Consider the following 21696-nt stretch of genomic DNA (forward strand, 5'->3'; position numbering starts at 1 on the left):
CGGCGCAGTCGGGGAGTGCTCATGTCGCGGGGCGGGCGGCGTAGTAGTCCTGCGGCTCAATCTCGTTCGGCGGCGCTGATATCACTCATGAGTTGTGTCGCGACCGCGGTCGCGTGGCTGGCGAAGGCGTGGCGGTCGGTGCCGAGGTTGCCTTCTGTCCACTCGACGAACAGCGAGATCATCGCGCCGAAGAGCGCCGAAAAATGCATGCGAACACGGGGATCGTCGGGCGAACCGGCGATGCGATCGCCGAGTGCGGCTATCGCGAACGCCGGAATGGTTTCTCGCACATAGCGTCGTAGTCGCGCGTCCGCTACCGGCTCGACCAACAGGATGCGGCAGATACGAGGATCGGCCTCCATCAGGCGGGCGGCGGCCTCGAACACCGCGTGCAGATCACCGGCCGCCACCGCGGGGGCGACGGCTTCTTCCAGGCGAGACAGTGCCGTTCTGTACACCGAGTGCAGCAGCGCGTCCGTATCGGCGAAGCTCTCGTAGAAGAACCTCTGACTGAGGCCGGCCGCGCGGCAGACAGAGCGCATGCCCAGAGCGGAAACACCTTGTGTGCCGACCATTTCGACACCGACATCGATCAGGCGCACCCGCCGATCGGCAGCGCGATCCTCAGCGGTCTGCCCGCCGTAGCTCCTTGACACGGCACCACATTACAAGAACCATCATTTATCGGGAAGCAGTTGCTTCCGGATGGAGGAGGGTGATGTTCACCGACGAGCAGTTCCAGCTGTCACTGCGACAGCCGCGCCTGGCGCAACCGATCCCGACAGTGCTGACGAACCGCGCCGTGCCGGTCTCAGTCCTCGATGAAGCCGCGCTGACCGCCATGACGCAGACGTGGTTCGACGAATACGAGAAGAAGATCGAGTTCTACGCAGGCCACGGCTTCGATATCGCCTGGACCCTCGACTGGGCGAAGAAGTATTGGTGGAGCTGGCAGACCCGGGACATGAGCCACAACCACGAGCTCTACACCGACGACCTGCGCTACAAGGATGTGACGACTCTCGGCGCGACCATGGTCGGCCTCGACGAATTCGTGGCCTACAACTTCGCGTTCTTCGACGCCATCCCCGACTGGCGCTACGACCCGATACCCGGGCAGGGCTATCTCGACCTGACGCCGGATGGTGAGGTCAGGATGGTCGTGCGCTATTACGGAAGTGGTCACCTCGTCGGGCCGCTGAAATTGCATCCCTATCGTGCGGACGCGCCCGCGATCCCGGGCAATGGCGCGTTCATTCAATGCACCGCCGTCGACCGCTATCACTTCAACGCCGACCATCTGATGTACGAAGGCGAAACGCTCTACGACCTGCTCGACGGCGTCCAGCTGGCCGGAATGGTCCCGGGCCCCTCGACCACGGCCTTCAAATGGCTGATGCGTGGCGCGGGTATCGCAACCCGGACCATCACCCGACTCCGTCCGCCCGCCGGCCGGCGTCGCTGAATGTCCGTATCGGCGCAAGCGTCACGTGTGGTCTGAGTAACATTCTCTCTCACCCAGCGATCTTCCAGACAACATCGATTCAGGAGGTTCGACATGCTCTCTGCGAAGCGATTCGCCGCAAGTGCCGTTGTTGTCACCGCCACCGCTGCCGCTACGTTCGTCGGTATCGGCGGCGTAGCCCAGGCCGACGTACCGGTGTGGCAGGCCAACTGTCATGTCTACAACATCTTCAACACCGGCGGGATGGCCAACTGTGAGCTACCGACCTGGCATCAAGTGAAGCTCACTTGCGTTGCGTGGCCCGTGCCGTTCGTCTACTGGAAGTACGGTCCCGCGCAGTACGGGCAGAACCAGTCCTGGGCCAGCTGTGACTCACTCAACGCCATGGTGGGTATCGAAGTCATCCAGGCGTAGTGCGCCGCCGACCGCGACGTCGACGGCCCGAGATCGCCTCGGGCCGTTGACGTTCGGGCTGTCGCATCCGGCCGCCGTGCGCGGTTGCCGACAGCGGTGTTCTTGCCCGGGGGAGTTAGCGCCCGGTGGCGCCGTCGATCAATTCGCGGAGAATGTCGGCGTGGCCAGCGTGCCTGCCGGTCTCCTCGATCATGTGGACCAGTGCCCAGCGGACGCTGGGGGCGGGGCGTTTCGCCTGCGGCACGGGTTCGCCGAGATCGGTGTACCGATCGAGAACTTCGTTCGCGCGCTCGACCGTCTCGCGGTAGCGGGTGACGACATCGGCCACGCTGTCGGCCGGTGCCGCGCGGAAGGTCGCCTGCCAGTCGGTCACGTCGGCCCCGAGGAACATCGAGCGTTCGACGAAGGTCAGGTGATTCAGCAGTCCGAGCAGGTTCGTGCCCGACGGCACCGCCGCTGTTCGCACCTGCGGTTCCGGAGCGCCGTCGACCTTCGCGGCGATCGAGGCTCGGAGGTAGTCGAGGAATGCGCGCAGAGTCGCGGTTTCGCCGCTCCCTGTCCGGGGTGGTGTGGCGTCGCGGCGTCGTTTGGTGGTGGGCACGACGATCTCCTTCGTCATTTGGCCGAGGTATCCCCAGTGTTTCCGGCCTCAGCACGATCTGGCACGCAATCTTGCTGTTCCGGCAAGGTGGACTGATGGCTCGCGAAACGAAAGCCGTACTCGACGTGCTCGGCCCCGGCCTCGATCACCGTGCCTACGACCTCTTTGCCGAGAATGTGACCTGGCGTGGGGCAAGGCCGTGTTTGGTTAGAATCGCTCATGACGCCGAGGCACCTCTTCTTCCAGCTGGGAGCTGAACGTCGACGACAGGTCCACCTCGCGCTGTGCGCGGATGCCCTGCGAGCCTGGATCGGTTTCGTCCAGGAAGAGCCTGCCCGGCTCCGCTACCGCGACTCGGTTGTCGGGATGTGGCACCACGTAGATGTCGAGCTTCCGGCCCATGCCCTTCGCGCCGCTCGGGCCGGTGTGGATCTTGCGGAGGTCGGCAGCCGCTATCTCGAGCCCATCACCGCGCTGCAAGACGACGATCTCGCCTTCCCCGACCCGGTCGAGTTCGCCTATTACGCGATCTACAACTGTTTTCGCAAGTACGTCCGCGGCGACGACATCCCGGATTGGCTGATCGTCAACCAGGCCCTGTCTGTTCACGACGACGGTGAGGTAGCACTACGCCTGACGCGCGCGATCGACGACATCGACCCGACCTCGAACAACGGTTAGTAACGTAGCCTCGGTCGTCCCGCGGCGACGTGCAGCACGCAGGCCAGGCCCATCACCGAACAGTGGGACGTTGCCTCGAAGGCGTTAGTCTTCTGGGGGAACACAGTCGGCGGCGTGCGCGGCCGGGATGCCTTTCCGGCGTTGGCAAGGTTGACCAGACTCGCGAATCGGAAAGAACGGCGACGGATCATGGCGGAGGACCTGACTGTGACTCGGGCGCTGGTGATACCGGCATCCGAGTTGCGCGAGCGGTTCTCACGGTCGTCCGGTCCAGGGGGACAGCACGTCAACACCACCGAAAGCCGGGTAGAGCTGTCGTTCGACCTCGCCAACTCGCCCTCGGTGCCGGAGTGGCTGCGCACTCGCATGCTCGACCGCCTGGCCACCCGACTGGTCAACGGCGTGCTCACAATCGCCGCATCGGAGCAACGCGCACAGCTACAGAACCGCGCGGCCGCCCGCGAACGCCTGGCCTCAATTCTGCGTGCCGCCGCTGCCGCCCCACCACCTGTTCGCCGGGCCACCAAGCCCTCGCGCGGAGCGAAGGAACGTCGTATTTCCGCGAAGAAGCGGCGCGGCGTCACCAAACGCAACCGCCGCGCCTCACCTGAGGACTAGCCGAAGGCCGCGCCGCAGATCGGGACGAGTGCGAAGTCGTGCACCAGGGGTATTCTCACCTTCGTGCCGACTGGCGGTAGCAAACAGGTTCGCGCCGCGCGCAAGCGCAAGAAGCGGATGGCGAACGTCACCCACGACCTCACCGACGCGCAGTGGGATGCGCTCGCAGCGTCATGGGGCGGGTGTGCCTACTGCGGTTCCACCATCGCCTCGCTGCAGAAGGACTGCGTGCAAGCCATCTCGCGCGGCGGCCGCTACACGCTCGGCAACGTCGTGCCCGCGTGCGGTTCGTGCAACGCCAGTAAGTGCAACGCCGAGGTGACTGGCTGGCTGCGGCGCAAGAAGCTCGACGAACGCTCGTTCCTCGTGCGCCACTACGAGATCGCGGCCGAGCTCACGACCCGGTTCGCTTAATGGCCTGAATCGGTCGCTATTCGGCTGCCATCGCACCATCGACCGCACTACGCTTGCGGCGAACTAGAACAGGTTCTTGGGGCGGGAGTGTTCGATGCGGGCAAACGAGATCGCGATATCGCGGGCGACGGTGGTCGGTGCGGTTTTCGCGCTGGTAGCGGCGTGCGCAGGGTGGGCTACGGCAGCGCCACTGCCGGAACAGGATTCGTTCTACGCCGAGCCTGCCGACCTCGCGGAGCCGGCCAACGGCACGGTGCTCGCGTCCCGGGCGATCGAGGCGGAGTCGTTCCTGCACCCGCTGCCCGCGGATGCGTGGCAGGTGCAGTCGGGCGGGTGCGACTTCTTCCAGAACATCCTGCAACTGCTGAGCATGGGCTCGTCCAGCCTCAGCAGTAGCCTGACGGCACCCTGATTAGATCGACGCGAGCGCTCGGCCGAGGGGCTTCCGCACGATCAGGTGACAGCGAGCAGTCACGCCTAGGCTCCTTGGTTCGGGCCGAGGCCCGCGGCCGCGGTCAGTCGCCGGCCGAGGGCTCGTACGGCGTCGTTGAGCGCGGCGGGGTGTTCGATGACGAACGGGCGGTTCAGGCCGGCGAGTACGAGCGGAATCCAGTCGAGTTGTTCGGCCCGGATCAGGACTCGTGTCCATGGGTCGGCGTGCGGCGGCGGGGTATCGATGTCGTGCACGGTGGCGATCGTGGCGGGGAGTAGTGCGCGGATCTGGGGGAGCGTGCCCTGGACTCGGATCGAGACCTCGTGTTGATAGGGCGCCGTGGCGAGTGCCGAGAGCAGATGGGTGGTCGGCTCGAAACCGGCAGGGGGAGCGAAGGTTCCGGGGAGGGTGGTCACCCTGCTGATGCGGTCCAGCCGGAATCGCCGAAGATCGTCGCTGTTGCTGTCCATGCCCGTCAGGTACCAGCGGCCGGAGTGGGCTACGAGACCATAGGGGTGGACGGTTCGCTCACTGTGGTGCCCGTCGCGGTCGGTGTACTCGATCGCGACTGGTCGGTATTCGCGCGTGGCCTCGGCTATCGGTAGGAGTACGGCGGTCTCGACGGGGACTTCGGGGCCGGCGTCCGCGGTGAATTCGGCGGTCTCCAGCAGTGCGTCCAGCCGGGTACGGAGGCGAGCGGGCAGGACGCGGCGGAGTTTGGCCGTGGCGGTGTCGGCGGCGTGCGTAGTCGATTGGCTGGTGCGGAGTCCGAGCGCCACGGCCACCGCTTCGTCGTCGGTGAGCATCAGTGGTGGCATCCGGTACCCCGGGGCGAGCCGGTATCCGCCGTAGCGGCCGCGGAGCGAGCGGACCGGGATGTCCAGGTCGATGAGATGGGTGACGTAGCGCCGGACCGTGCGTTCGTCCACGCCGAGCCGTCCGGCGAGTTCGCCGACGGTGTGGGTACCTCCGGCCTGCAACAGTTCGAGCAAAGCCAGCACGCGGGCAGTGGGGCGCGTCATCGGGAAATTCTCGCATCCATACCGGGCGGAAACTGTCCGGTATCGCTTCTACCGTGGGAATCGATGGCGGAAACTCCGCCCGATGCGATAGCAGGAGCACGCAATGAATCTGGTCTCGATTCGCTTGATCACCGACGACATCGAACAACTGGTCGGCTTCTATCAGCAAGTGACCGATGTCGAAGCCGATTGGGCTACACCGGATTTCGCCGAGATCGTTACTCCGGTCGGCACGCTCGCGATCGGCAGCACCCGGACGGTAGCGCTGTTCGGAGCCGGCAGCGCGCGCCCAGCCGACAACCACACGGCGATCATCGAGTTCATGGTCGCCGATGTCGACGCCGACTACCGGAGGCTGCGCGACACTGTCGATGATTTCGTCAACGAGCCGACAACGATGCCGTGGGGCAATCGGTCGCTGCTGCTTCGCGACCCCGACGGCAACCTGATCAACCTGTTCACCCCGGTCGCTGCCCGCGCTGGGGCACATGTCGAATGACAAGGACCCCGGCGGAGCGCAACTATCGCACGACGGCTGATCGGCGGTAGCAGGTGATGATGTCGTACCGGTCCGCCCGTGTTGTCGACGAGCGGACCGGCAGCGGCACCACGGGACTGGATCAGCCGGCGTTCGAAGTCGCCGGCTCGGGGGCTGCTGAGCCTGTCCGTGCGCGTGGCACGGTGAAGGTGGCAGCGACCGAGCAGATAGCGACGGCGAAGCAGGCTGCGGTGTACCACAGGTTTCCGATGGGGTCGCCGTTGCTGGTCTCGCCGTTGACGGCGGCGAAGAAGTCAGGGAGAGCGGCGATCCAGAGGAAGGCGAAGACGACCAGGTACAGGATGCTGAAGCGTTGGACGAAGGGGTCTGTGTACGGCGGGGGTGTCGCGGTGCCGCGGCGTAGTTCGGTCCACTGGCGGACCATCACGACAGTGGCAACTATCGCGAGTGCTGCCAGTTCCAAGGCGTAGACGGTGCCGCGGACGGTGTCGCCGATCATGCCGATGACAGTGGCGGGGAGCGGGAGCAGGAAGGTACCCACCGAGGCCAGCAGGCCGATGACGATGGTGCGCCACGTCAATTCGATGCCGGAGAAGTTCTTGCCGTCGTCGACGTGGCGGCCGACGAAGTACTGGACGCAGAACGCCAGCGACATCGGCCACAGGGCCGCGAAGACGACGACGCTGCCCATCGGGACCGAATCGAACATCGGCTGGTTGATCGGGTTGTCGATCGACCATTCCCACCAACGCAATTGGGGGCCGAGGTGGTCGAAGATCTCGTAGAAGGCGTGGTGGACGAAACCCACGCAGGTGGCCCCGATCAACACGCCGTAGCGACGGAAGATGCCGAGCATCCGGACGATGCCGAACGCCATCGTCGCCATCAGCGGATAGATCGCGATGATGTAGATGGGTAGTCGGCCCCAGAGGAAGTCGACGGTGAACACGTTGTGCGCGAACATCGTGTCGACATGGTCTTCGATGCCGAACGCGGCCGGGAAGTACAGCGGCGGTTCGATGACGAAAAGATAGGCGGTGGCGCCGAACCACAGCACGAGATTGGTGGGGTCGCCATGGCGGCGCAGGCGCACGATCGCGTACCAGAGGGCAAGGATCGCGCCGACGACGATGGTGAGTTCGAGGACCGGCAGGGTCCAGTTCTCGAGGGCGAACGGGCTACGGAACTCGACGAGTCCGCCCGCCTCCTCGCAGGAGAAGCCGAGTTCGTGAGTGAGCTCGGCGAAGGTGGGGGAACAGTGTTCGGCCATCGGAATTCCTTCTACGAGCTGACGGAATCGGCGGTGTACCAGCGGGTTACGTCGTAGCCGTCGTCGTAGCGGCGGAACCATTCGTCGGCGAGCGCGGGCAGCTTCTCGTGTGCCGGATTGTGTCCCGGCGTCTGACTGCGGATGATGCCGCCCAGTGCGACGAGCTGTTCGCGCAGCCCGAGATCGTCGAACGCGCGCGGCATGGTTCCGTTGTCGGCCGGCTGCAGGAACGGCAGCCACTTGCGCAGCGTCTGCCCGCGGCGGTAGTTGGCGAACATCGACAGCGCGTCGACGTGGCGATCCGCCAGCGGCACATGCTCATTGAAGCCCTCGCACGCCACCCGGATCACCTGCAGCACGTGCCGGAAGATCGACGCCGCCACCCGCATCCGGTACAGCTCGCTGTCGACCACCGAGTTGAAGATGATGAGCGCCGAACTGCGATGCTCGACTTCCTCGACGAAATGCCAGATGAACAGCGAGGCGACGCGGTCGTCACCGGGGGCGAAGAGGTTCTTGTCGTTGTCGAGCATCAACTTGAACACCGGCGTGAACGTCGCCTCGAGATCGGCGGTGTAGGCGAGGCGATACTTCACCGAGGTTTCGGCGGTGAGCTTGTCGAACTCGCCGATCACCGCGTCCAGGGTCTGCTGCAGGCCGGGGTAGCGCCGGATCAGGGCCTTCACATGCTGACGATGCGCCGTCGAATGCTGGCCCTCCTGGCGCATGAACGCGTCGGCCTCTGCGGCCACCTCGGGGTCGGTGATCTGCGGTTTCGCCTGCGTGATCAGTTGCACGATCATCTTCTCGAAGCCGATCGCCAGGAACGAGACGGCATTGGCCATCGACGAGAACGCCGGGTTCTGTGGATTCCACAGAAACGGCACGTCGTAGTCGGAGAACGCGAAATCCATTTTGCGGACATGAAGGTCGGTCACGGTGGGTTACCTCGTTGTTCGGCCACTGTTGAATAAAGCAATCATACGAGTAGGTCTTCAAGTGTATGATCACTTTTACGGAATTCGCCCTGACCTGGGGTTGTGCTAGCGTCCACCGGGTGGCGCGTAGACGTGGGTGGGGCGGTAGTCCGCCGGGTGACGATGCGGAGGCGACGCGCCGGATCATCGCTGCCGCGGTCGAACTGATCGGCCGGACCGGCGCGGAGATCAGCATCGCCGATGTGGCGGAATCGCTCGGCGTCATCCGTCAGACGGTCTACCGGTACTTCCCCAGCGCCGACGCGCTCATGACCGCCTCGGCTATCGCCTCGGTCGACGATTTCCTCGATCGGCTCACCCGCCAGGTCGGCGGCCTCGGCGACCCTGTCGAAGCGATGACGGAGGCGGTGGTCTTCACCCTCACCGACGTCCGCCGCACTCCCCACCTGGGCATTCTGCTCTCGAGCTCGTACTCCAATGCCCACCCGGAGGGCATGACCTCCGATGCGGCCCAGGCCTTCGGCATGACCATGATCCGTCGTTTCGATGTCGACTGGGCCGCCTACGGCTACGACGAGCCGGCGCTGCGCGAACTCGTCGAATACGTCCTGCGTACGATGCAGTCGTTCTTCCTGTCGCCGGGCAACCCGGCTCGTTCCGACGACGAACTGCGCCGCTATCTCCACCGATGGATGGGATCGGCGATCGGCGCGCAGCAGAACAACTGAACGCCGAGCGTGCCCGCCCGGAAGTCCGGACGGGCACGGTGGCTGACAGCTCAGCTCGCCGCGGCGAGCCTGCGCGGTTCGAGCGCCGCGGCGAGCAGATAGCTGCCGCCGCCGGCCAGTGCTAGCGCCCAGTACAGGTACGCGCCGTCGAGAAACAGTGCGGCCGTGGAGCTTACGGCAAGCCATGCGCCGAGGGTGTATTGCAGAACATCACGGTAGGCGGCGCCGCCCGCGAGGTAGAGCAGCCCGACGATCAGTCCGGATCCGGTCGGCCAGAGGGTCGCGGCGGTGTCGGGACTCAGCGTCGAACCCAGCGCGGTGATCAGGAAGAACAGGGCCGCGAACCCGATCAGCCACGATGCGCCGAGTAGATTGCCCACCACCGCTTCACGACCCGTCGCGCCTCGTTGGGCTCGCAGGGAAACGACGGTGGTGATGACCATGGCCGCCAGCAAGCCGAGTCCGAGCAGTGCGATCGGTACGACACCGGGCAGGTCGAGCAGGGGATTCGGGCCGTGGGTCAGGGCGAAGGAGCCGTGCCCGATGAGCCAGGCGAGGCCGAAGCTCAGATAGATCGGGCGATTGTCGAGGACGGTGCGAACGGGCTGGGAAATGTGCATGGTCTGTCTCCAGTGTGTGAGCGGGGTCAGGCGCTGACGAGGACGACTTTGCCGGTGACGGTGCCGGATTCGGCGAGCTCCAGCGCTCGGGCGGCCTCGGTGAGCGGGATGCGGGCCGCGACCTGAGCGGTCACGGTGCCCGCGGCGGCGAGCGCGAGCACCCGGCCCAGGTCTTCGGCGATGCGGGCGCGGAACCGGGTGATGTTGCGCTTGCCCGCCCACAGGTTGAAGAAGTGCGCACTTCGCTTGTTGGGCAGCATGTTCCACCACAGCAGGCGGCCGAACAGCTTCAGGACGGGCAGCCGCGAGTCGCCCTCGTCGTTCTTGGTGGCGGCGGTTCCGTAGGACACCAGGGTGCCGCCGTCGGCGAGCAGGTGGAAGGAATCGGTGATGCCTGGCCCGCCGACGTGATCGAACACGGCGTCGACACCGTGGGGTGCGAGGGCTCGAACCTGGTGCGGCACATCACCGCGGTAGTCGATCCAGGTGGCGCCCAGCGCGGTGACGGCGTCGGCATGGCGGGCGGACGCGGTGCCGATCACGTGAATGCCCGCGGCTCTGGCCAATTGGACCAGCGTCGAGCCGACGCCACCGTTGGCGCCGAGGACGAGGATCGTCGCGCCCGGTGCGACGTCGGCGACCCGGTGCAGCATCTGCCACGCCGTAATACCGTTCACGACAAAGGTCTCCGCCTCGGCGGGGTCAAGGGTGTCCGGCACGGGGATCAGGTCGGCGGCGTCGAGGTCGACGTGGCTGCTCCAGCCGCCGATCTTGGTCAGCGCGGCGACCCGCTGCCCGACCAGGGTCTCGTCGTCGGCCGCGACAACGGTGCCGACCAGGTCGTAGCCGGGGACGAACGGGAACGGTGGCTGATCGAAGTACTTGCCGCGGCGCATCTGCTGCTCGGCGAAGGACACTCCGGACGCGTCGACCCGGACCAGTGCGCGGCCGGGGCCGGGGGCGGGGAGTTCGCGATGAGTGACGAGCAGGCCGCGGGGGTCTACCCGGCCGGGCAGGACGATTTCGGTGGCGGTGGTGGTGTTCATCAGGGCGTGCCTTCCATGGTGTGTGACTGGTCAATCACTCTTGGTGGAAAAGAAAACTCCAACCTGAAAAGGCTGGAGCGCGAAGGTCAGTAGGCGTTCGGGTGGCGCATTCCGGTGGTCAGGGCGGTGGCCCAGTCGCTGTCGTTGTCGTCGAGGCCGAGGGTGGTGACGAGGTGGCAGAGCTGGCCGTAGGCGATGAAGTACTGGATCTGCTCGGGTGCGGCGCCGGAACGGCGCTGCGCGAACGTGGTGATCCTGGCCAGGCCGCGGCGCAGCGCGTCGGCTATTTCGGGGATGTCGGTGGCGGATTGGGCGTGCACCTGGAGCATCAGCAGGCTCTTGTCGGCGATGAGTTGGGCGTACGCGCCGCCCATGTCGTACAGGATCCCGGCGGGGTCCTCGGCGGTGGAATCGGCTGCGCCCGTTGACATCGCGCGCTCGACGAGTTCGAAGCAGTGGTCGAGCGCGGCGACGAACAGGGCGACCTTGCCGGGGAAGAGTTTGAAGACGTAGGCGGGGGAGATTTCGGCGCGGGCCGCGACCGTGTTGATGGGAGTGCCGTGGTAGCCGGTCTTGGCGAACTCGATGATCGCGGCGTCGACAACAGCGTCACGCCGGACGTCCGAGGTGGAGAGGGTGGCACCGCGCTTGGTCATGTGAGTGACTGTACACTCACTCTCGGAGAAGCGTCAACACCTGACCCGGGGTCAGCGCAGATCGGCGAGGGCGGTATCCACATCCGGGCCGGTCAGCGTGTGCCGGATACTGCGCATGACCAGGCGCAGTGGCCGCGGGCAGTCCTGCGCGGCGGTCAGGCGATCGGTCGGCACGATGCGGGCCGGTGCGGCGAGGTGATCGCGGACCCGGGTCATGAGTTCGTAGCGGCTGAGGGTTTCCGCGCCCGCGATGTGCACGACGCCCGACTCGTCGGTGAGCTCTTCGAGGATGGGCGCCAAGCTCGGCAGATGCAGCGGATTGCAGACGATATCGGTGCGCGCCGGGATCTCGCGGGAGGCGAAGCGGGCGAGGAACTTGTTCGACAGTGGGCTGCGCCCGTAGACGAGGGGCAGACGGACGACCAGGTGGTGGTCGTGCGCGAGGACCAGATCCTCGGCGGCGACCTTGGTCTCGCCGTAGACGTTGATCGGTGCGCGCGTGGCGTTTTCGTCGTAGTGGTCGGCCGTTCCGTCGAAGACATTGTCGGTCGACAAGTAGACGAGTTTGGCGCCCGTTTCGCCGATGGCATCGAGCAGTGGCACCATCGGCGCGACATTGGCCGCATAGGCTGCGGCGGGATCGCGTTGTGCGGCACCGAGATCCACCACACCGGCGGTGTGGACCACCAGGTCGAACCGCTGCGCCACAAGTTCGCGGACGGCGCCGGTGTCGGCGAGATCCACCGGGACGAGCCCATGCCCGCCCCGGCTGGTCCCGACGACCTCGTGGTTCTCGGCGAACCGCGCGTGCAGCGCGCTGCCGACGAAACCGGAGGCGCCGAGGATCAGGATCCGCATCGGGTCAGCGTGCCTGCCAGTTCGGCTTGCGCTTCTGCGCGAACGCCATAGCGCCCTCGCGCATGTCCTCGGTCGCGGCGACAGCCATGATCTCGCGGTTGGTCTGGTCCCAGGCTGCGTCGTCGGCGAGCTTGCCGTCGAGGATGCCGAGTGCCACCCGCTTGCTCGCCTGCACCGCCAGCGGCGCGTTCTCGGCGACCCGGTCGGCCAGCGCCAGCGCCGCGTCGAGTACCTCCGCGGCGGGCACGACACGGTTGATCAGGCCCAGCTCCAGCGCGCGAGCCGCGGTGATCGGCTCGCCGGTGAGGATCATCTCCATCGCGACCTTGCGGGGGAGCTGCTCGGGCAGGCGGAACGCGCCGCCTGCCGCGGCGAACAGGCCGCGGGCGACCTCGGGTAGGCCGAAGGTGGCGGTCTCGGCGGCGACCGCGAGGTCGCTGGCCAGGACCAGCTCGGTGCCGCCGCCGAGCGCGAAACCGTTCACAGCGGCGATGGTCGGCTTGCTGATCGGGTGCCGGACGTACCCGGCCAGGTTCCAATCCTCATGTCCGGGGGCGAGAATCGACTCACCGCGGCTCAGCGCCTTCAGGTCCGCGCCCGCACAGAATGCCCGCTCGCCCGCGCCGGTGAGAACCACCGCGCGGATCTGCGGGTCGGCCTCGGCTCGCTCGAGCGCCTCGCCGACCCCCGTGCTCACTTCGGCGTTGACCGAGTTCATGGCCTCGGGCCGATTCAGCACGATGACGAGCACATGCTCGCGTTGCTCGACGAGGACTGCGCTCACGAGTGACTCCTTCGCTAGTGGCTGTCAGGATGACAAACCTTTTCGATCTGTAGCACGCCGGACGATCTCGAGCAGCTGAATCGGGGATTCGTGCCCGTCGTCGTCGCGCGAATACCGCACTCGTCGTAGGCTGCCGAACACTTGCGAAAAGAATCTTCCGGCCGGGTGTCGATCCGCAGCGGTGCCCGTTCGACCTAGGGATGAACACAGGGCCCGGCAGGCGGGTCCACACCGATCCGAGGAGACGAAACCATGAAGTACATGCTGATCATGCGCGCCACCGACGAAGCCTGGGCCGCGATGGCCGATGTCGACTTCAACGACATGCTCGAGACCATGGGCAAGTTCAACGACGAGTTGATCAGCGCCGGGGTGCTCGTCGCCGCCGAGGGGCTCGACGACGCGGCCGATGGTGTGGTCGTCGACTACTCGTCGGAGACACCGGTGGTCACCGACGGCCCCTATGGCGAGACGAAGGAACTCTTCGGCGGGTTCTACATCCTCAATGTGGCCTCCAAAGAGGAAGCGATCGAGTGGGCCAAGCGCATGCCCTACGTCGCCCCCGGTACCAAGACCGAGATCCGCCGGGTCCCCAGCATCGACGAATTCCCGCAGGAGAACAAGTGGATCATGAAGGAGCGCGCCTGGCGTGAAGCCACCGGCCAGCTCTGAATCAGGATGAGCGACAACCACTCCGGCCGCGAGGCCGTGGCCGCAGTCTGGCGGATCGAATCGGCCCGCATCGTCGGCGCGCTCGCCCGCTACACCCGCGACTTCGCGATGGCCGAGGATCTCGCCCAGGAGGCACTCGCGGAGGCGTTGGTGACGTGGCCGCGGGAAGGCGTGCCGCGGCAGCCGGCCGGGTGGTTGCTCACCGTCGGCAGACGCCGGGCGATCGACGCGTTCCGCCGGCGCGCCGCCCTCGACGACCGTTACTCCGCCCTCGCCGCCGACCTCGGCGAGGGCGATGCGCTCACCGGCGGCGATCCCGTGCGTGCGGCACCGGATGTGCTGTGGGATCCCGATCAGATCGACGACGACGTGCTCGCGCTGATGTTCATCTCGTGTCACCCGGTGCTGTCGCGGGAGGCGCGATTGGCCTTGACGTTGCGCGTTGTCGGCGGTCTGACCAGCGACGAGATCGCCAAGGCGTGCCTGGTGCCGACCGCGACCGTGCAGGCGAGGATCACCAGGGCGAAGAAGACGCTCGGCGCTGCCGAGGTCGCGTTCGAGGTGCCGCCCGCCGCCGAGCGAGGGGCGCGGCTCGGGTCGGTGCTCGGCGTCATCTACCTGATCTTCACCGAGGGGTCCTCGGCCAGCACCGGCGACAATCTCATCCGTTTCGATCTCGCGGGGGAGGCGCAGCGGCTGGCCCGTGTGCTGTCGCGACTGATGCCCGCCGAACCCGAGGTCTACGGCCTGCTCGCGCTGCTCGAACTGACCGCGGCGCGATTTCCCGCTCGAACGGGTCCCGACGGTGAGCCGGTGCTGCTCGAGCAGCAGGACCGCCGCCGATGGGATCGCTCGGCGATTCGGCGGGGCCGCGCCGCGCTGGTCAAGGCCGGCGAGGTCGGGCGCGGACTCGGCGCCTACGGACTGCAGGCCGCGATCGCCGAATGTCATGCCGTCGCGCCGTCGGTCGAGCGGACCGAGTGGGAACGGGTGGTGGTGCTGTACGAGGCGCTGGGCAGGCTCGCGCCCTCACCGGTGGTCGACCTGAACCGGGCGGTGGCGGTGTCGATGGCCGACGGCCCCGCCGTGGCCCTGCCGATCGTCGACGAGCTCGCCGCCTCCGGCGCCCTGTCCACGTCGCACCTGCTACCCAGCGTGCGCGGCGAACTGCTCACCCGACTCGGCCGCACCACCGAAGCACGCGCGGAGCTGACCGAAGCCCTCCGCCGATGCGGCAACGAACGCGAGAAGAACGTCCTCGCGAAGAAGCTCGCCGCGCTGGCCTGAGCGTCCGCATATCCGCAGTGTAGGGGTGTGCGCGGGCCGTGTTCGTACGGTCGTAACGTTTGTTCGCGAACCGGTCGGGTAGCCCTAAATGGCGACGACGAGAGGTTTGTGGATGTCACAGGAATCGAAATCGGTGCTGCACCGGGCTATCGGTGCATCGGCGATCGGCAATGCGGTCGAATGGTTCGACTACGGTGTCTACGCCTATTTGGCGACCTATATCGCGAAATCGTTGTTCCCCGGCGACGGTGAGTCCGGGATGGTCTACACGCTGCTCGGTTTCGCCGTATCGTTCCTGATCCGGCCGGTCGGTGGCATGATCTGGGGCCCACTCGGCGACCGTATCGGGCGTAAGCGAGTGCTCGCCGCCACGATTATTCTGATGGCCGGATCGACGCTCGCCGTTGGCCTGATCCCGAGCTTCGAGATGATCGGCATCGCGGCCCCGATTCTGTTGTATGTGCTGCGCATGATCCAGGGCCTGTCCGCCGGTGGTGAATACGGCGGCGCCGCGACATTCATGGCCGAATACGCGCCGGATCGCAAGCGCGGATTCTATGGCAGTTTCCTCGAGGTCGGCACGCTCGCGGGCTTTACGCTCGGCAACCTGGTCGCACTGTTGCTGGTGAATGTGCTCGACGACGCGTCGATGAACTCGTGGGGCTGGCGGATCCCGTTCATGATCGCCGGTCCGCTCGGCCTGATCGGCATGTACCTGCGTAGCCGGGTGGAGGACACCCCCGTGTTCCGCGAGGTCGAGAGCAAGGACGAGACCGAGGAAGTCTCGGGTGTCTACCGCGATCTGGTGACGAAGTACCTGCGCCCGGTGCTGACCCTGTTCGGCCTGGTGATCGCGCTGAACGTCGTCAACTACTCGTTGATCAGCTACACCCCGACCTACCTCGGTTCCGCACTTGGTATGGACAAGTCCGATGCGCTGCTCGTACCGCTGCTCGGGCAGATCGCGATGCTGTGCACCTTGCCGTTCCTCGGTGCCCTCTCCGACCGGATCGGGCGCAAGCCCATGTGGATGTTCTCGTGTGCGGCGATGATGATCGCGGTGGTCCCGGTTTACCATCTGATCGGTTCCTCGCTCACCGGCGCGATTGTCGGCTTCGCGATCCTCGGCCTGCTCTACGCACCCCAGCTGGCGACGATCTCGGCCACGTTCCCCGCGATGTTCCCCACGATCGTGCGTTTCGCCGGCGTGGCGATCGGCTACAACGTCGCCACCTCGATCTTCGGCGGCACGGCCCCGGTGATCAACGAGGCGATCATCAGCGCGACCGGCGACAACATGGTTCCGGCGTACTACATGCTCGGTGCGTGCGCGGTCGGCCTGATCGCGTCCTTCTTCCTCATCGAGACCAAGGGTGTCTCGCTGCGCGGCACGCAGGTGCCGGGCACTCCCGAGGCGATCGAGGAACAGCGTGAGCTGGGCGAGCCCGAGGAGTTCGTCGCGGTGAAGTGAACCGCACACCGAGGGCGCGGCGTCGAGAGGGCGCCGCGCCCTCGGTGTGTCCGGACTAGTTCTTCGCCGCGGCGCGGAAGACGGCGAGGGCCTCCTCGCCGAGGTGCGGTCCGCTGACCTCGACCGGCACGCTCGAGCTCGCCACGACCTCGGCGCAGGTAAGCCGGAAGCTCGGGCCGGCGGGCAGGATCGGTCCGAATTCGGCCGCGCCCGCGGCGAAGACGATGCGGCCGACCCCGGCCCACACCATCGCCGCGGCGCACATCGGGCACGGTTCACCGCTGGCGTAGACAGTGGCGCCGCGCAGGTCCGTCGCGCGGCCCGCCGCGGTCGCGAGGGTGATCGCGACCAGTTCGGCGTGGGTGGTGACGTCGCCGGTGGTGTTCACCGCGTTCACACCCTCCGCGAGGACCGTGCCGTCGCCTGCCACCGCGACCGCGCCGAAGGGCCGGTCGCCGAGCGCGAGAGCGTGCCCGGCCAGGCCGATGGCACGACGCAGGTGGGTGATGTCGATATCGGTCAGCTCGCTCATGAGGTGAGATCCACTTCCGTTCCGATGCCGCCTGTGCGGGCCTTGTCGATGAGCAGGCGGGCGACGGCCAGATCCTGTAGGCCGATGCCCACCGAATTGAACAGGGTGATGTCGCGGTCATCGCGACGGCCGGGTGCCCGGCCGGTGATCACCTCGCCCAGTTCGGTGCCCACCGCTTCCTGGGTGATCGCCCCCTCGGCGATAGCCAGGAGGGTGTCCCCGGATTTGGTGAGCGTGGTGCCGACCGAGTCTACGACGACGATGGACCGGCGCATGGCTTCGCCGTCGACCTCGCGATGATCGGCACGGGGCGGGGCGCCGACGGCATTGACGTGCAGGCCGTCGCCGAACCAGGAGCCGTGGACGATCGGTTCGCGCGAGGGGGTGAGGGTGCACAGCACGTCGGCGGCGCGGGTGACGGCTTGCGGGGATTCGAGGCCACGGACTTCGAGACCGAGATCGCTGATCGCGGTACGGAATCGGTCGATCGTGGCGGCCGTGCGCGACCAGACCACCACGGTCTCCGGTCGGCGGACCGCCGCGATCGCGCGGGTGTGCTCGATCGCCAGATTGCCCGCGCCGATCAATCCGAGAGTTGAACTGTCTTGTCGGGAAAGGTATTTCGTGGCGACCGCGCTGGCGGCTGCCGTGCGGACGGCGGTGACGAGGCGGCCGTCGATCAGCGCCTCGCACGAACCGTCGGCCGCCGAGGTCACGATGATCACCGACCGCTGTACGGGCAGGCCGCGGTCGCGGTTGGCGGGTAGGTCGGCGAGCAGTTTGACGGCCGCGGCACCGGCGGACTCGGCCGCGGCGACCATGGGCACGAAGGCGGCGCCGCCCAGCGCCATCGCCGGTGGTGCGGGCACGAACGCGGTGCCGAGTGCCAGGTCGGCGTGTGCGCTCTCGACGGCGGCGAGCACCTCACCGCGGTCGAGGACAGCGGTCACATCGGAATGCGACAGGATCAGAGTCAACGGTGGCTCCTACGAAAGTAGTGGCAGGTCAGGAAGTTCGGGCGAAGGCGACGGTGAGGTCGCGCGGCGAGCGGCTGTTGCCGACCAAGCCGCTGACGGCGACGATCGCGATCAGATACGGCAGCATCACCAGCAGCGCGAACGGCACATCGACACCGAGTGCGGGCAGCGCGAACTGCAGTGCCTGGGCGATGCCGAAGAACACCGACGCCCAGATCACGCCGAGCGCGCGCCAGCGGCCCGCGATCACCGCGACGACAGCGAGGTAGCCGATGCCGCCGGTCATGTTGTCGCTGAACGAATGGACCTCTGACAGTGCCAACTGCGCACCGCCGAGGCCCGCGGCGACCGAGGCGAGGAGCACACAGCCGTAGCGGACGGCCGTCACGGGCAGGCCGGTGCGGTCGGCGGCGACGGCGTCTTCGCCGATCGCGTCGATCACCAGGCCCAGTTTGGTGCGGCGAGAGAACACGAACGCCAAGGCGGCGACGACCGCGATGCACAGATAGCCGAGCGCGGTCTGCCCGAACAGGGCCGGGCCGATGATCGGGATATGGTGCAGTACCGGTATTTTCAGTGCGTCGAATCCGGGCACGCTGTGGCCTTTGCCGTCGGCGAGCAGCAGACGGGCACCGTAGGTGGTGGCGCCGAGCGCGAGGGCGTTGCTCGCGATGCCGACGACGATCTGGTCGGCACGCAAGCCGATACTCCAGATCGCCTGCAGCGCACCGAAGATCAGGGCGGCGAGTACCGCGGTCGCCGCGCCGAGCACCGGTGAACCGGTGGTGACGGCGCCGAGCACACCGGCGAACGCGCCCGTCAGCATCATCGCCTCCAGGCTCAGATTGAGCACGCCCGCGCGTTCGCTGACCAGCTCGCCACTCGCCGCGACGAGGATGGGCAGGGTGAAACCGATTCCGCTGGTGGCGATATCGGTGACCGTGTCGAGGCTCATCGGGACGCTCCTGCCAGATCGGCGGTCTCTACTGCCGAAACCGGTGGTGGGGTAGCGGGTTCGGTTTTGCGCCGGCGGTATGTCCAGACGGCGGCGCCCGCGATGAACACGATCATCAGAGATTCCACGACGGAGATGGTGGAGGCGGGCACATTCGCGGCCAGCTGCAAGTTGATGCCGCCGGAGACGAGAAAGCCGAGCAGTAGCGACACCGCGACGACCGCTGACAGTGAGCCACGCGCCAGCAGGCCGACGACCAGGCCGGAGAACCCGTACCCGGAGGAGAACCCTTCGGCGAGGACGAACGGCGCCGTCGCCACGAGCAATCCGCCCGCGACGCCGGAGAACGCGCCCGCCGCCGAGAGGCTCAGGAAACGCAGTCGCGGCACCGGCAGGCCGAGCCGGGCCGCCGCGTCGGGATTGAGCCCGACCGCGCGCAGCCGGGTACCGAGCGCGGTGTGGCGCACCAGGATCGCGGTGCCGAACGCGGCCACCACGGCGATCCACAGGGCGATGGTCGCGGGGGAGCGTTCGATGCCGAGCAGCGGCAGATGCGCGGCCGCGGTGAGCTGCTCGGATTGCGGCAGCGTCTCCGAGGAGGTCACCGGCTGACGCAGCAGCGCGGGCTCGTGCACGACGAGCAGCACCAGTGCCAGGCCGACGAAGTTCAGCAGCAGCGTGGTGATGATCTCGCTGGTGCCGCGGGCGACCCGCAGATACGCCGCGACGGCGGCCCACAGCCAGCCCGCGGCCGCCGCCCCGATCAGCACCGCGGGCAGTGTGATCGCGGCGGGCGTGCCGGTGAGCGTGGTGCCGATCGCGGTGGCGGCGATGCCACCGGCGCAGATCTGGCCCTCGCCACCGACATTGACCAGCCCGGCGCGGTGGGCGATGGTGAAGCCGACGGCCACCAGCATCAGCGTGGCCGCGACATTGAGCGAGGCGCCGATCGCGTAGTCGGTGCCGAACATGCCCTCCCACAGCGCCGCCATCGTGGCGCCGGGGGCCGCGCCCGCGACGGCGGCCAGGATCAGCCCGATCACCCCTGCCGCGAGCATCGCCGCGATGGCGACGACGATCGGGTGGTGTGCCCACTGACGCAGACTGTTCATGCCGCGACTCCCATCATCAATTCGCTGATCTGGTGCGCCGCTGCGGGATCGGAGGTCTCCACCGGTCCGGCGAGGGCACCGCGATAGGCGACGAACACCCGGTCGCACAACGCCAGCAACTCGGGTACTTCGCTCGATACCACCAGCACTCCGCAGCCGTCAGCGGCCGCGCGGCGTAGTCGGGTGAGCACGAAATCGACTGCGCCGATGTCCAATCCGCGCGTCGGCTGGGCGGCGACGAGACAGCGCAGGTTCGCGGCGGAGAGTTCGCGGGCCAGCACCACCTTCTGCTGATTGCCACCGGAGAGCGAGCCCATCGGCACCCATGGTCCGGCCGCGCGCACGTCGAAGCGGTCGAGTTCGGCCTGGGCGGCGCGGCCCATCGCCTGCTTGTCGAGCAGTCCGAAGCGCCGGAAGCGGCCGAGTCGGCCGAGGAAGAGGTTCTCCGCCAAGGTCATCTCGGCGACCATCGCGTCGCGGTGGCGGTCCTCGGGCACTACGCCGAGACCGAGCCGGGTTCGGGTGGCGGGGTTCGCGGTAGTGATATCGGTATCGGCGAGCGTGACAGTGCCGCCGCTCACCGGTGTACCGCCTGCGAGAACCGCGACGAGCTCGCTCTGGCCGTTGCCCTCGACGCCGGCGATCCCGACGATCTCGCCGGGCCGCACGACCAGACGCGCATCGTCGAGTGCGGTACTGCCGTCGGCGCGATGCACGGTCACCCGGTCGATGGTGAGAACCGGGGTGGGGGAGTCGGATTCGACGGCTGACTCGAGGCCGGTGCTCGGTGGGCCCGGCTCGATGGCGGGTGTCGGGCTCGGTGAGGGTGCGCCCATTTCGGCGATCGTGGCGGGAACGTCGACTACCTCTGCCGCGTCGGTGGGATCCAGACCGATGGTCGCGGCGACCGTCGGGTCGAGGTCGGCGGCGGTGCGCCCCACCATCGCGGTGAGCAGCTGCGCGATGGTGGTGGTCGACATCCGTCCGCCGCCGGCGACCGTGCCGCGGCGCAGCACGGTCGCGGCGTCGGCGACTCTGGCCACTTCCCCGAGTTTGTGCGTCACCAGCACCACGGCTTTGCCGTCGGCGGCGATGGCGCGGCAGGTGTCGATCAGCGCGTCGATCTCGGCCGGATCGAGCACTCCCGTCGGTTCGTCGAGCAGGATCAGCGCCGGATCGCGCAGCAATGCCTTGACGATCTCGACCTTCTGCCTTGCGCCCACCGGCATCGTCGCGACGTGCTGATCGAGATCGATGCGCAGGCGGTACCGCTGGGCGATCTCGTCGAGCCGGTCGGTCAGGTCCTTGCGGCGTAGCCGGAGTCCGTGCTGGGTGAGCAGCAGGTTCTCCGCGACGGTCATGGTGGTCACCAGACTGAAGTGCTGGTGCACCATGGCGACGCCGGCTGTCATCGCAGCGGCGGGGGAGTCGGGCCGGAAAGCCTTGCCGCCCAGCTGTATTCGCCCCGCGTCGGGTTGGTAGCCGCCGAAGACGAGATTGCACAGCGTGGACTTGCCCGCGCCGTTCTCGCCGAGAATGCAATGGACAGTGCCGGATTCGACAGTGACGTCCACATCGTGCAGTGCCTGGACGTCGCCGAAGCGCTTACCGACCCCGTGCAGGGTCAATGCGGGAGTGCTCAT

At 67.2% G+C, this 21696-nt stretch carries 27 protein-coding genes; 11 read left to right on the plus strand and 16 right to left on the minus strand.

Translation table 11 applies throughout. The features are described 5' to 3' along the window. Positions 1 to 56 precede the first annotated feature (56 nt). A complete protein-coding gene (locus tag ACWZHB_RS08980) occupies positions 57 to 602 on the minus strand; it encodes a TetR/AcrR family transcriptional regulator (RefSeq protein WP_427907470.1) in 546 nt (181 codons plus the stop codon). Between the two features lie 116 nt (positions 603 to 718). Between ACWZHB_RS08980 and ACWZHB_RS08985 the strand changes: the two genes are divergently transcribed. Together ACWZHB_RS08985 and ACWZHB_RS08990 are read left to right on the plus strand one after the other, a co-directional pair. Beyond that, positions 719 to 1465: a nuclear transport factor 2 family protein gene (locus tag ACWZHB_RS08985; RefSeq protein WP_427907471.1), complete on the plus strand. Its 747-nt coding sequence runs from the start codon at positions 719 to 721 to the stop codon at positions 1463 to 1465. A 93-nt stretch (positions 1466 to 1558) separates the two neighbouring features. Further along, positions 1559 to 1879 (plus strand): hypothetical protein, encoded by a 321-nt coding sequence (locus ACWZHB_RS08990; protein ID WP_427907472.1) that lies wholly within the window; start codon positions 1559 to 1561, stop codon positions 1877 to 1879. A 115-nt stretch (positions 1880 to 1994) separates the two neighbouring features. On the opposite strand, the gene ACWZHB_RS08995 is transcribed toward ACWZHB_RS08990, so the two are convergent. Together ACWZHB_RS08995 and ACWZHB_RS09000 are read right to left on the minus strand one after the other, a co-directional pair. Continuing rightward, on the minus strand, positions 1995 to 2480 hold the full coding sequence (locus ACWZHB_RS08995) for a DinB family protein (RefSeq protein WP_427907473.1): 486 nt from the start codon (positions 2478 to 2480) through the stop codon (positions 1995 to 1997). 14 nt (positions 2481 to 2494) lie between these two features. Then, positions 2495 to 2701 carry a hypothetical protein gene (locus ACWZHB_RS09000; protein WP_427907474.1) on the minus strand — a complete coding sequence of 69 codons (207 nt, stop codon included), beginning with the start codon at positions 2699 to 2701 and terminating at the stop codon, positions 2495 to 2497. Here ACWZHB_RS09000 and ACWZHB_RS09005 point away from each other — a divergent pair. The 4 genes from ACWZHB_RS09005 (at position 2700) to ACWZHB_RS09020 (ending at position 4605) form a co-directional block, all read left to right on the plus strand. After that, positions 2700 to 3161 carry a hypothetical protein gene (locus ACWZHB_RS09005; RefSeq protein WP_427907475.1) on the plus strand — a complete coding sequence of 154 codons (462 nt, stop codon included), beginning with the start codon at positions 2700 to 2702 and terminating at the stop codon, positions 3159 to 3161. The genes ACWZHB_RS09000 and ACWZHB_RS09005 overlap by 2 nt on opposite strands. Positions 3162 to 3350: 189 nt before the next feature. Continuing rightward, positions 3351 to 3779: an alternative ribosome rescue aminoacyl-tRNA hydrolase ArfB gene (arfB, locus tag ACWZHB_RS09010; RefSeq protein WP_427907476.1), complete on the plus strand. Its 429-nt coding sequence runs from the start codon at positions 3351 to 3353 to the stop codon at positions 3777 to 3779. A 63-nt stretch (positions 3780 to 3842) separates the two neighbouring features. Beyond that, complete coding sequence (locus ACWZHB_RS09015) at positions 3843 to 4193, plus strand: HNH endonuclease (protein WP_427907477.1); 351 nt, start codon at positions 3843 to 3845, stop codon at positions 4191 to 4193. 94 nt (positions 4194 to 4287) lie between these two features. Further along, on the plus strand, positions 4288 to 4605 hold the full coding sequence (locus ACWZHB_RS09020) for a hypothetical protein (RefSeq protein WP_427907478.1): 318 nt from the start codon (positions 4288 to 4290) through the stop codon (positions 4603 to 4605). A 65-nt stretch (positions 4606 to 4670) separates the two neighbouring features. Here the strand turns inward: ACWZHB_RS09020 and ACWZHB_RS09025 are convergent, their stop codons facing one another. Beyond that, entirely contained in the window at positions 4671 to 5648 is a 978-nt protein-coding gene (locus ACWZHB_RS09025; RefSeq protein WP_427907479.1) for a helix-turn-helix transcriptional regulator, read from the minus strand. Between the two features lie 103 nt (positions 5649 to 5751). Between ACWZHB_RS09025 and ACWZHB_RS09030 the strand changes: the two genes are divergently transcribed. Continuing rightward, positions 5752 to 6147 carry a VOC family protein gene (locus ACWZHB_RS09030; RefSeq protein ID WP_427907480.1) on the plus strand — a complete coding sequence of 132 codons (396 nt, stop codon included), beginning with the start codon at positions 5752 to 5754 and terminating at the stop codon, positions 6145 to 6147. 121 nt (positions 6148 to 6268) lie between these two features. Here ACWZHB_RS09030 and ACWZHB_RS09035 read toward each other — a convergent pair whose 3' ends face one another. Beyond that, positions 6269 to 7417: a hypothetical protein gene (locus tag ACWZHB_RS09035; protein WP_427907481.1), complete on the minus strand. Its 1149-nt coding sequence runs from the start codon at positions 7415 to 7417 to the stop codon at positions 6269 to 6271. 11 nt (positions 7418 to 7428) lie between these two features. Beyond that, the gene (locus tag ACWZHB_RS09040; RefSeq protein WP_427907482.1) at positions 7429 to 8355 is read right to left on the minus strand and encodes a metal-dependent hydrolase; all 927 of its coding nucleotides are present in this window, start codon (positions 8353 to 8355) and stop codon (positions 7429 to 7431) included. A gap of 119 nt (positions 8356 to 8474) precedes the next feature. Here ACWZHB_RS09040 and ACWZHB_RS09045 point away from each other — a divergent pair, with 119 nt between their 5' ends. Beyond that, entirely contained in the window at positions 8475 to 9083 is a 609-nt protein-coding gene (locus ACWZHB_RS09045) for a TetR/AcrR family transcriptional regulator (protein ID WP_427907483.1), read from the plus strand. Between the two features lie 50 nt (positions 9084 to 9133). On the opposite strand, the gene ACWZHB_RS09050 is transcribed toward ACWZHB_RS09045, so the two are convergent. From ACWZHB_RS09050 to ACWZHB_RS09070, 5 genes are all read right to left on the minus strand, one after another. Next, the gene (locus tag ACWZHB_RS09050; protein WP_427907484.1) at positions 9134 to 9703 is read right to left on the minus strand and encodes an ABC transporter permease; all 570 of its coding nucleotides are present in this window, start codon (positions 9701 to 9703) and stop codon (positions 9134 to 9136) included. Positions 9704 to 9729: 26 nt separating this feature from the next. Then, positions 9730 to 10749: a medium chain dehydrogenase/reductase family protein gene (locus ACWZHB_RS09055; RefSeq protein WP_427907485.1), complete on the minus strand. Its 1020-nt coding sequence runs from the start codon at positions 10747 to 10749 to the stop codon at positions 9730 to 9732. Positions 10750 to 10835: 86 nt separating this feature from the next. Then, positions 10836 to 11405 (minus strand): TetR/AcrR family transcriptional regulator, encoded by a 570-nt coding sequence (locus ACWZHB_RS09060; protein ID WP_427907486.1) that lies wholly within the window; start codon positions 11403 to 11405, stop codon positions 10836 to 10838. Positions 11406 to 11456: 51 nt separating this feature from the next. Beyond that, positions 11457 to 12263: an SDR family oxidoreductase gene (locus tag ACWZHB_RS09065; RefSeq protein WP_427907487.1), complete on the minus strand. Its 807-nt coding sequence runs from the start codon at positions 12261 to 12263 to the stop codon at positions 11457 to 11459. Between the two features lie 4 nt (positions 12264 to 12267). Then, positions 12268 to 13047: a crotonase/enoyl-CoA hydratase family protein gene (locus ACWZHB_RS09070; RefSeq protein ID WP_427907488.1), complete on the minus strand. Its 780-nt coding sequence runs from the start codon at positions 13045 to 13047 to the stop codon at positions 12268 to 12270. A 252-nt stretch (positions 13048 to 13299) separates the two neighbouring features. Between ACWZHB_RS09070 and ACWZHB_RS09075 the strand changes: the two genes are divergently transcribed. From ACWZHB_RS09075 to ACWZHB_RS09085, 3 genes are all read left to right on the plus strand, one after another. Next, on the plus strand, positions 13300 to 13719 hold the full coding sequence (locus ACWZHB_RS09075; protein ID WP_427907489.1) for a YciI family protein: 420 nt from the start codon (positions 13300 to 13302) through the stop codon (positions 13717 to 13719). A gap of 6 nt (positions 13720 to 13725) precedes the next feature. Beyond that, positions 13726 to 15006: an RNA polymerase sigma factor gene (locus ACWZHB_RS09080; RefSeq protein ID WP_427907490.1), complete on the plus strand. Its 1281-nt coding sequence runs from the start codon at positions 13726 to 13728 to the stop codon at positions 15004 to 15006. A 112-nt stretch (positions 15007 to 15118) separates the two neighbouring features. Then, entirely contained in the window at positions 15119 to 16477 is a 1359-nt protein-coding gene (locus tag ACWZHB_RS09085; RefSeq protein ID WP_427907491.1) for an MFS transporter, read from the plus strand. A gap of 55 nt (positions 16478 to 16532) precedes the next feature. Here the strand turns inward: ACWZHB_RS09085 and ACWZHB_RS09090 are convergent, their stop codons facing one another. Genes ACWZHB_RS09090 through ACWZHB_RS09110 form a run of 5 tightly spaced genes read right to left on the minus strand, consistent with a single transcriptional unit; the run spans position 16533 to position 21696 of the window. After that, positions 16533 to 17009 (minus strand): nucleoside deaminase, encoded by a 477-nt coding sequence (locus ACWZHB_RS09090; RefSeq protein WP_427907492.1) that lies wholly within the window; start codon positions 17007 to 17009, stop codon positions 16533 to 16535. Continuing rightward, positions 17006 to 17986, minus strand: a complete 981-nt coding sequence (locus ACWZHB_RS09095; protein WP_427907493.1) for an ornithine cyclodeaminase family protein — start codon at positions 17984 to 17986, stop codon at positions 17006 to 17008. The genes ACWZHB_RS09090 and ACWZHB_RS09095 overlap by 4 nt, the downstream gene beginning before the upstream one ends. Before the next feature lie 28 nt (positions 17987 to 18014). Continuing rightward, positions 18015 to 18941 (minus strand): ABC transporter permease, encoded by a 927-nt coding sequence (locus tag ACWZHB_RS09100; protein WP_427907494.1) that lies wholly within the window; start codon positions 18939 to 18941, stop codon positions 18015 to 18017. Beyond that, complete coding sequence (locus ACWZHB_RS09105) at positions 18938 to 20053, minus strand: ABC transporter permease (protein WP_427907495.1); 1116 nt, start codon at positions 20051 to 20053, stop codon at positions 18938 to 18940. Before ACWZHB_RS09105 ends, ACWZHB_RS09100 begins: the two co-directional genes overlap by 4 nt. Continuing rightward, positions 20050 to 21696 carry an ABC transporter ATP-binding protein gene (locus tag ACWZHB_RS09110; protein WP_427907496.1) on the minus strand — a complete coding sequence of 549 codons (1647 nt, stop codon included), beginning with the start codon at positions 21694 to 21696 and terminating at the stop codon, positions 20050 to 20052. Before ACWZHB_RS09110 ends, ACWZHB_RS09105 begins: the two co-directional genes overlap by 4 nt.

It is taken from the genome of Nocardia sp. FBN12, assembly GCF_054031145.1.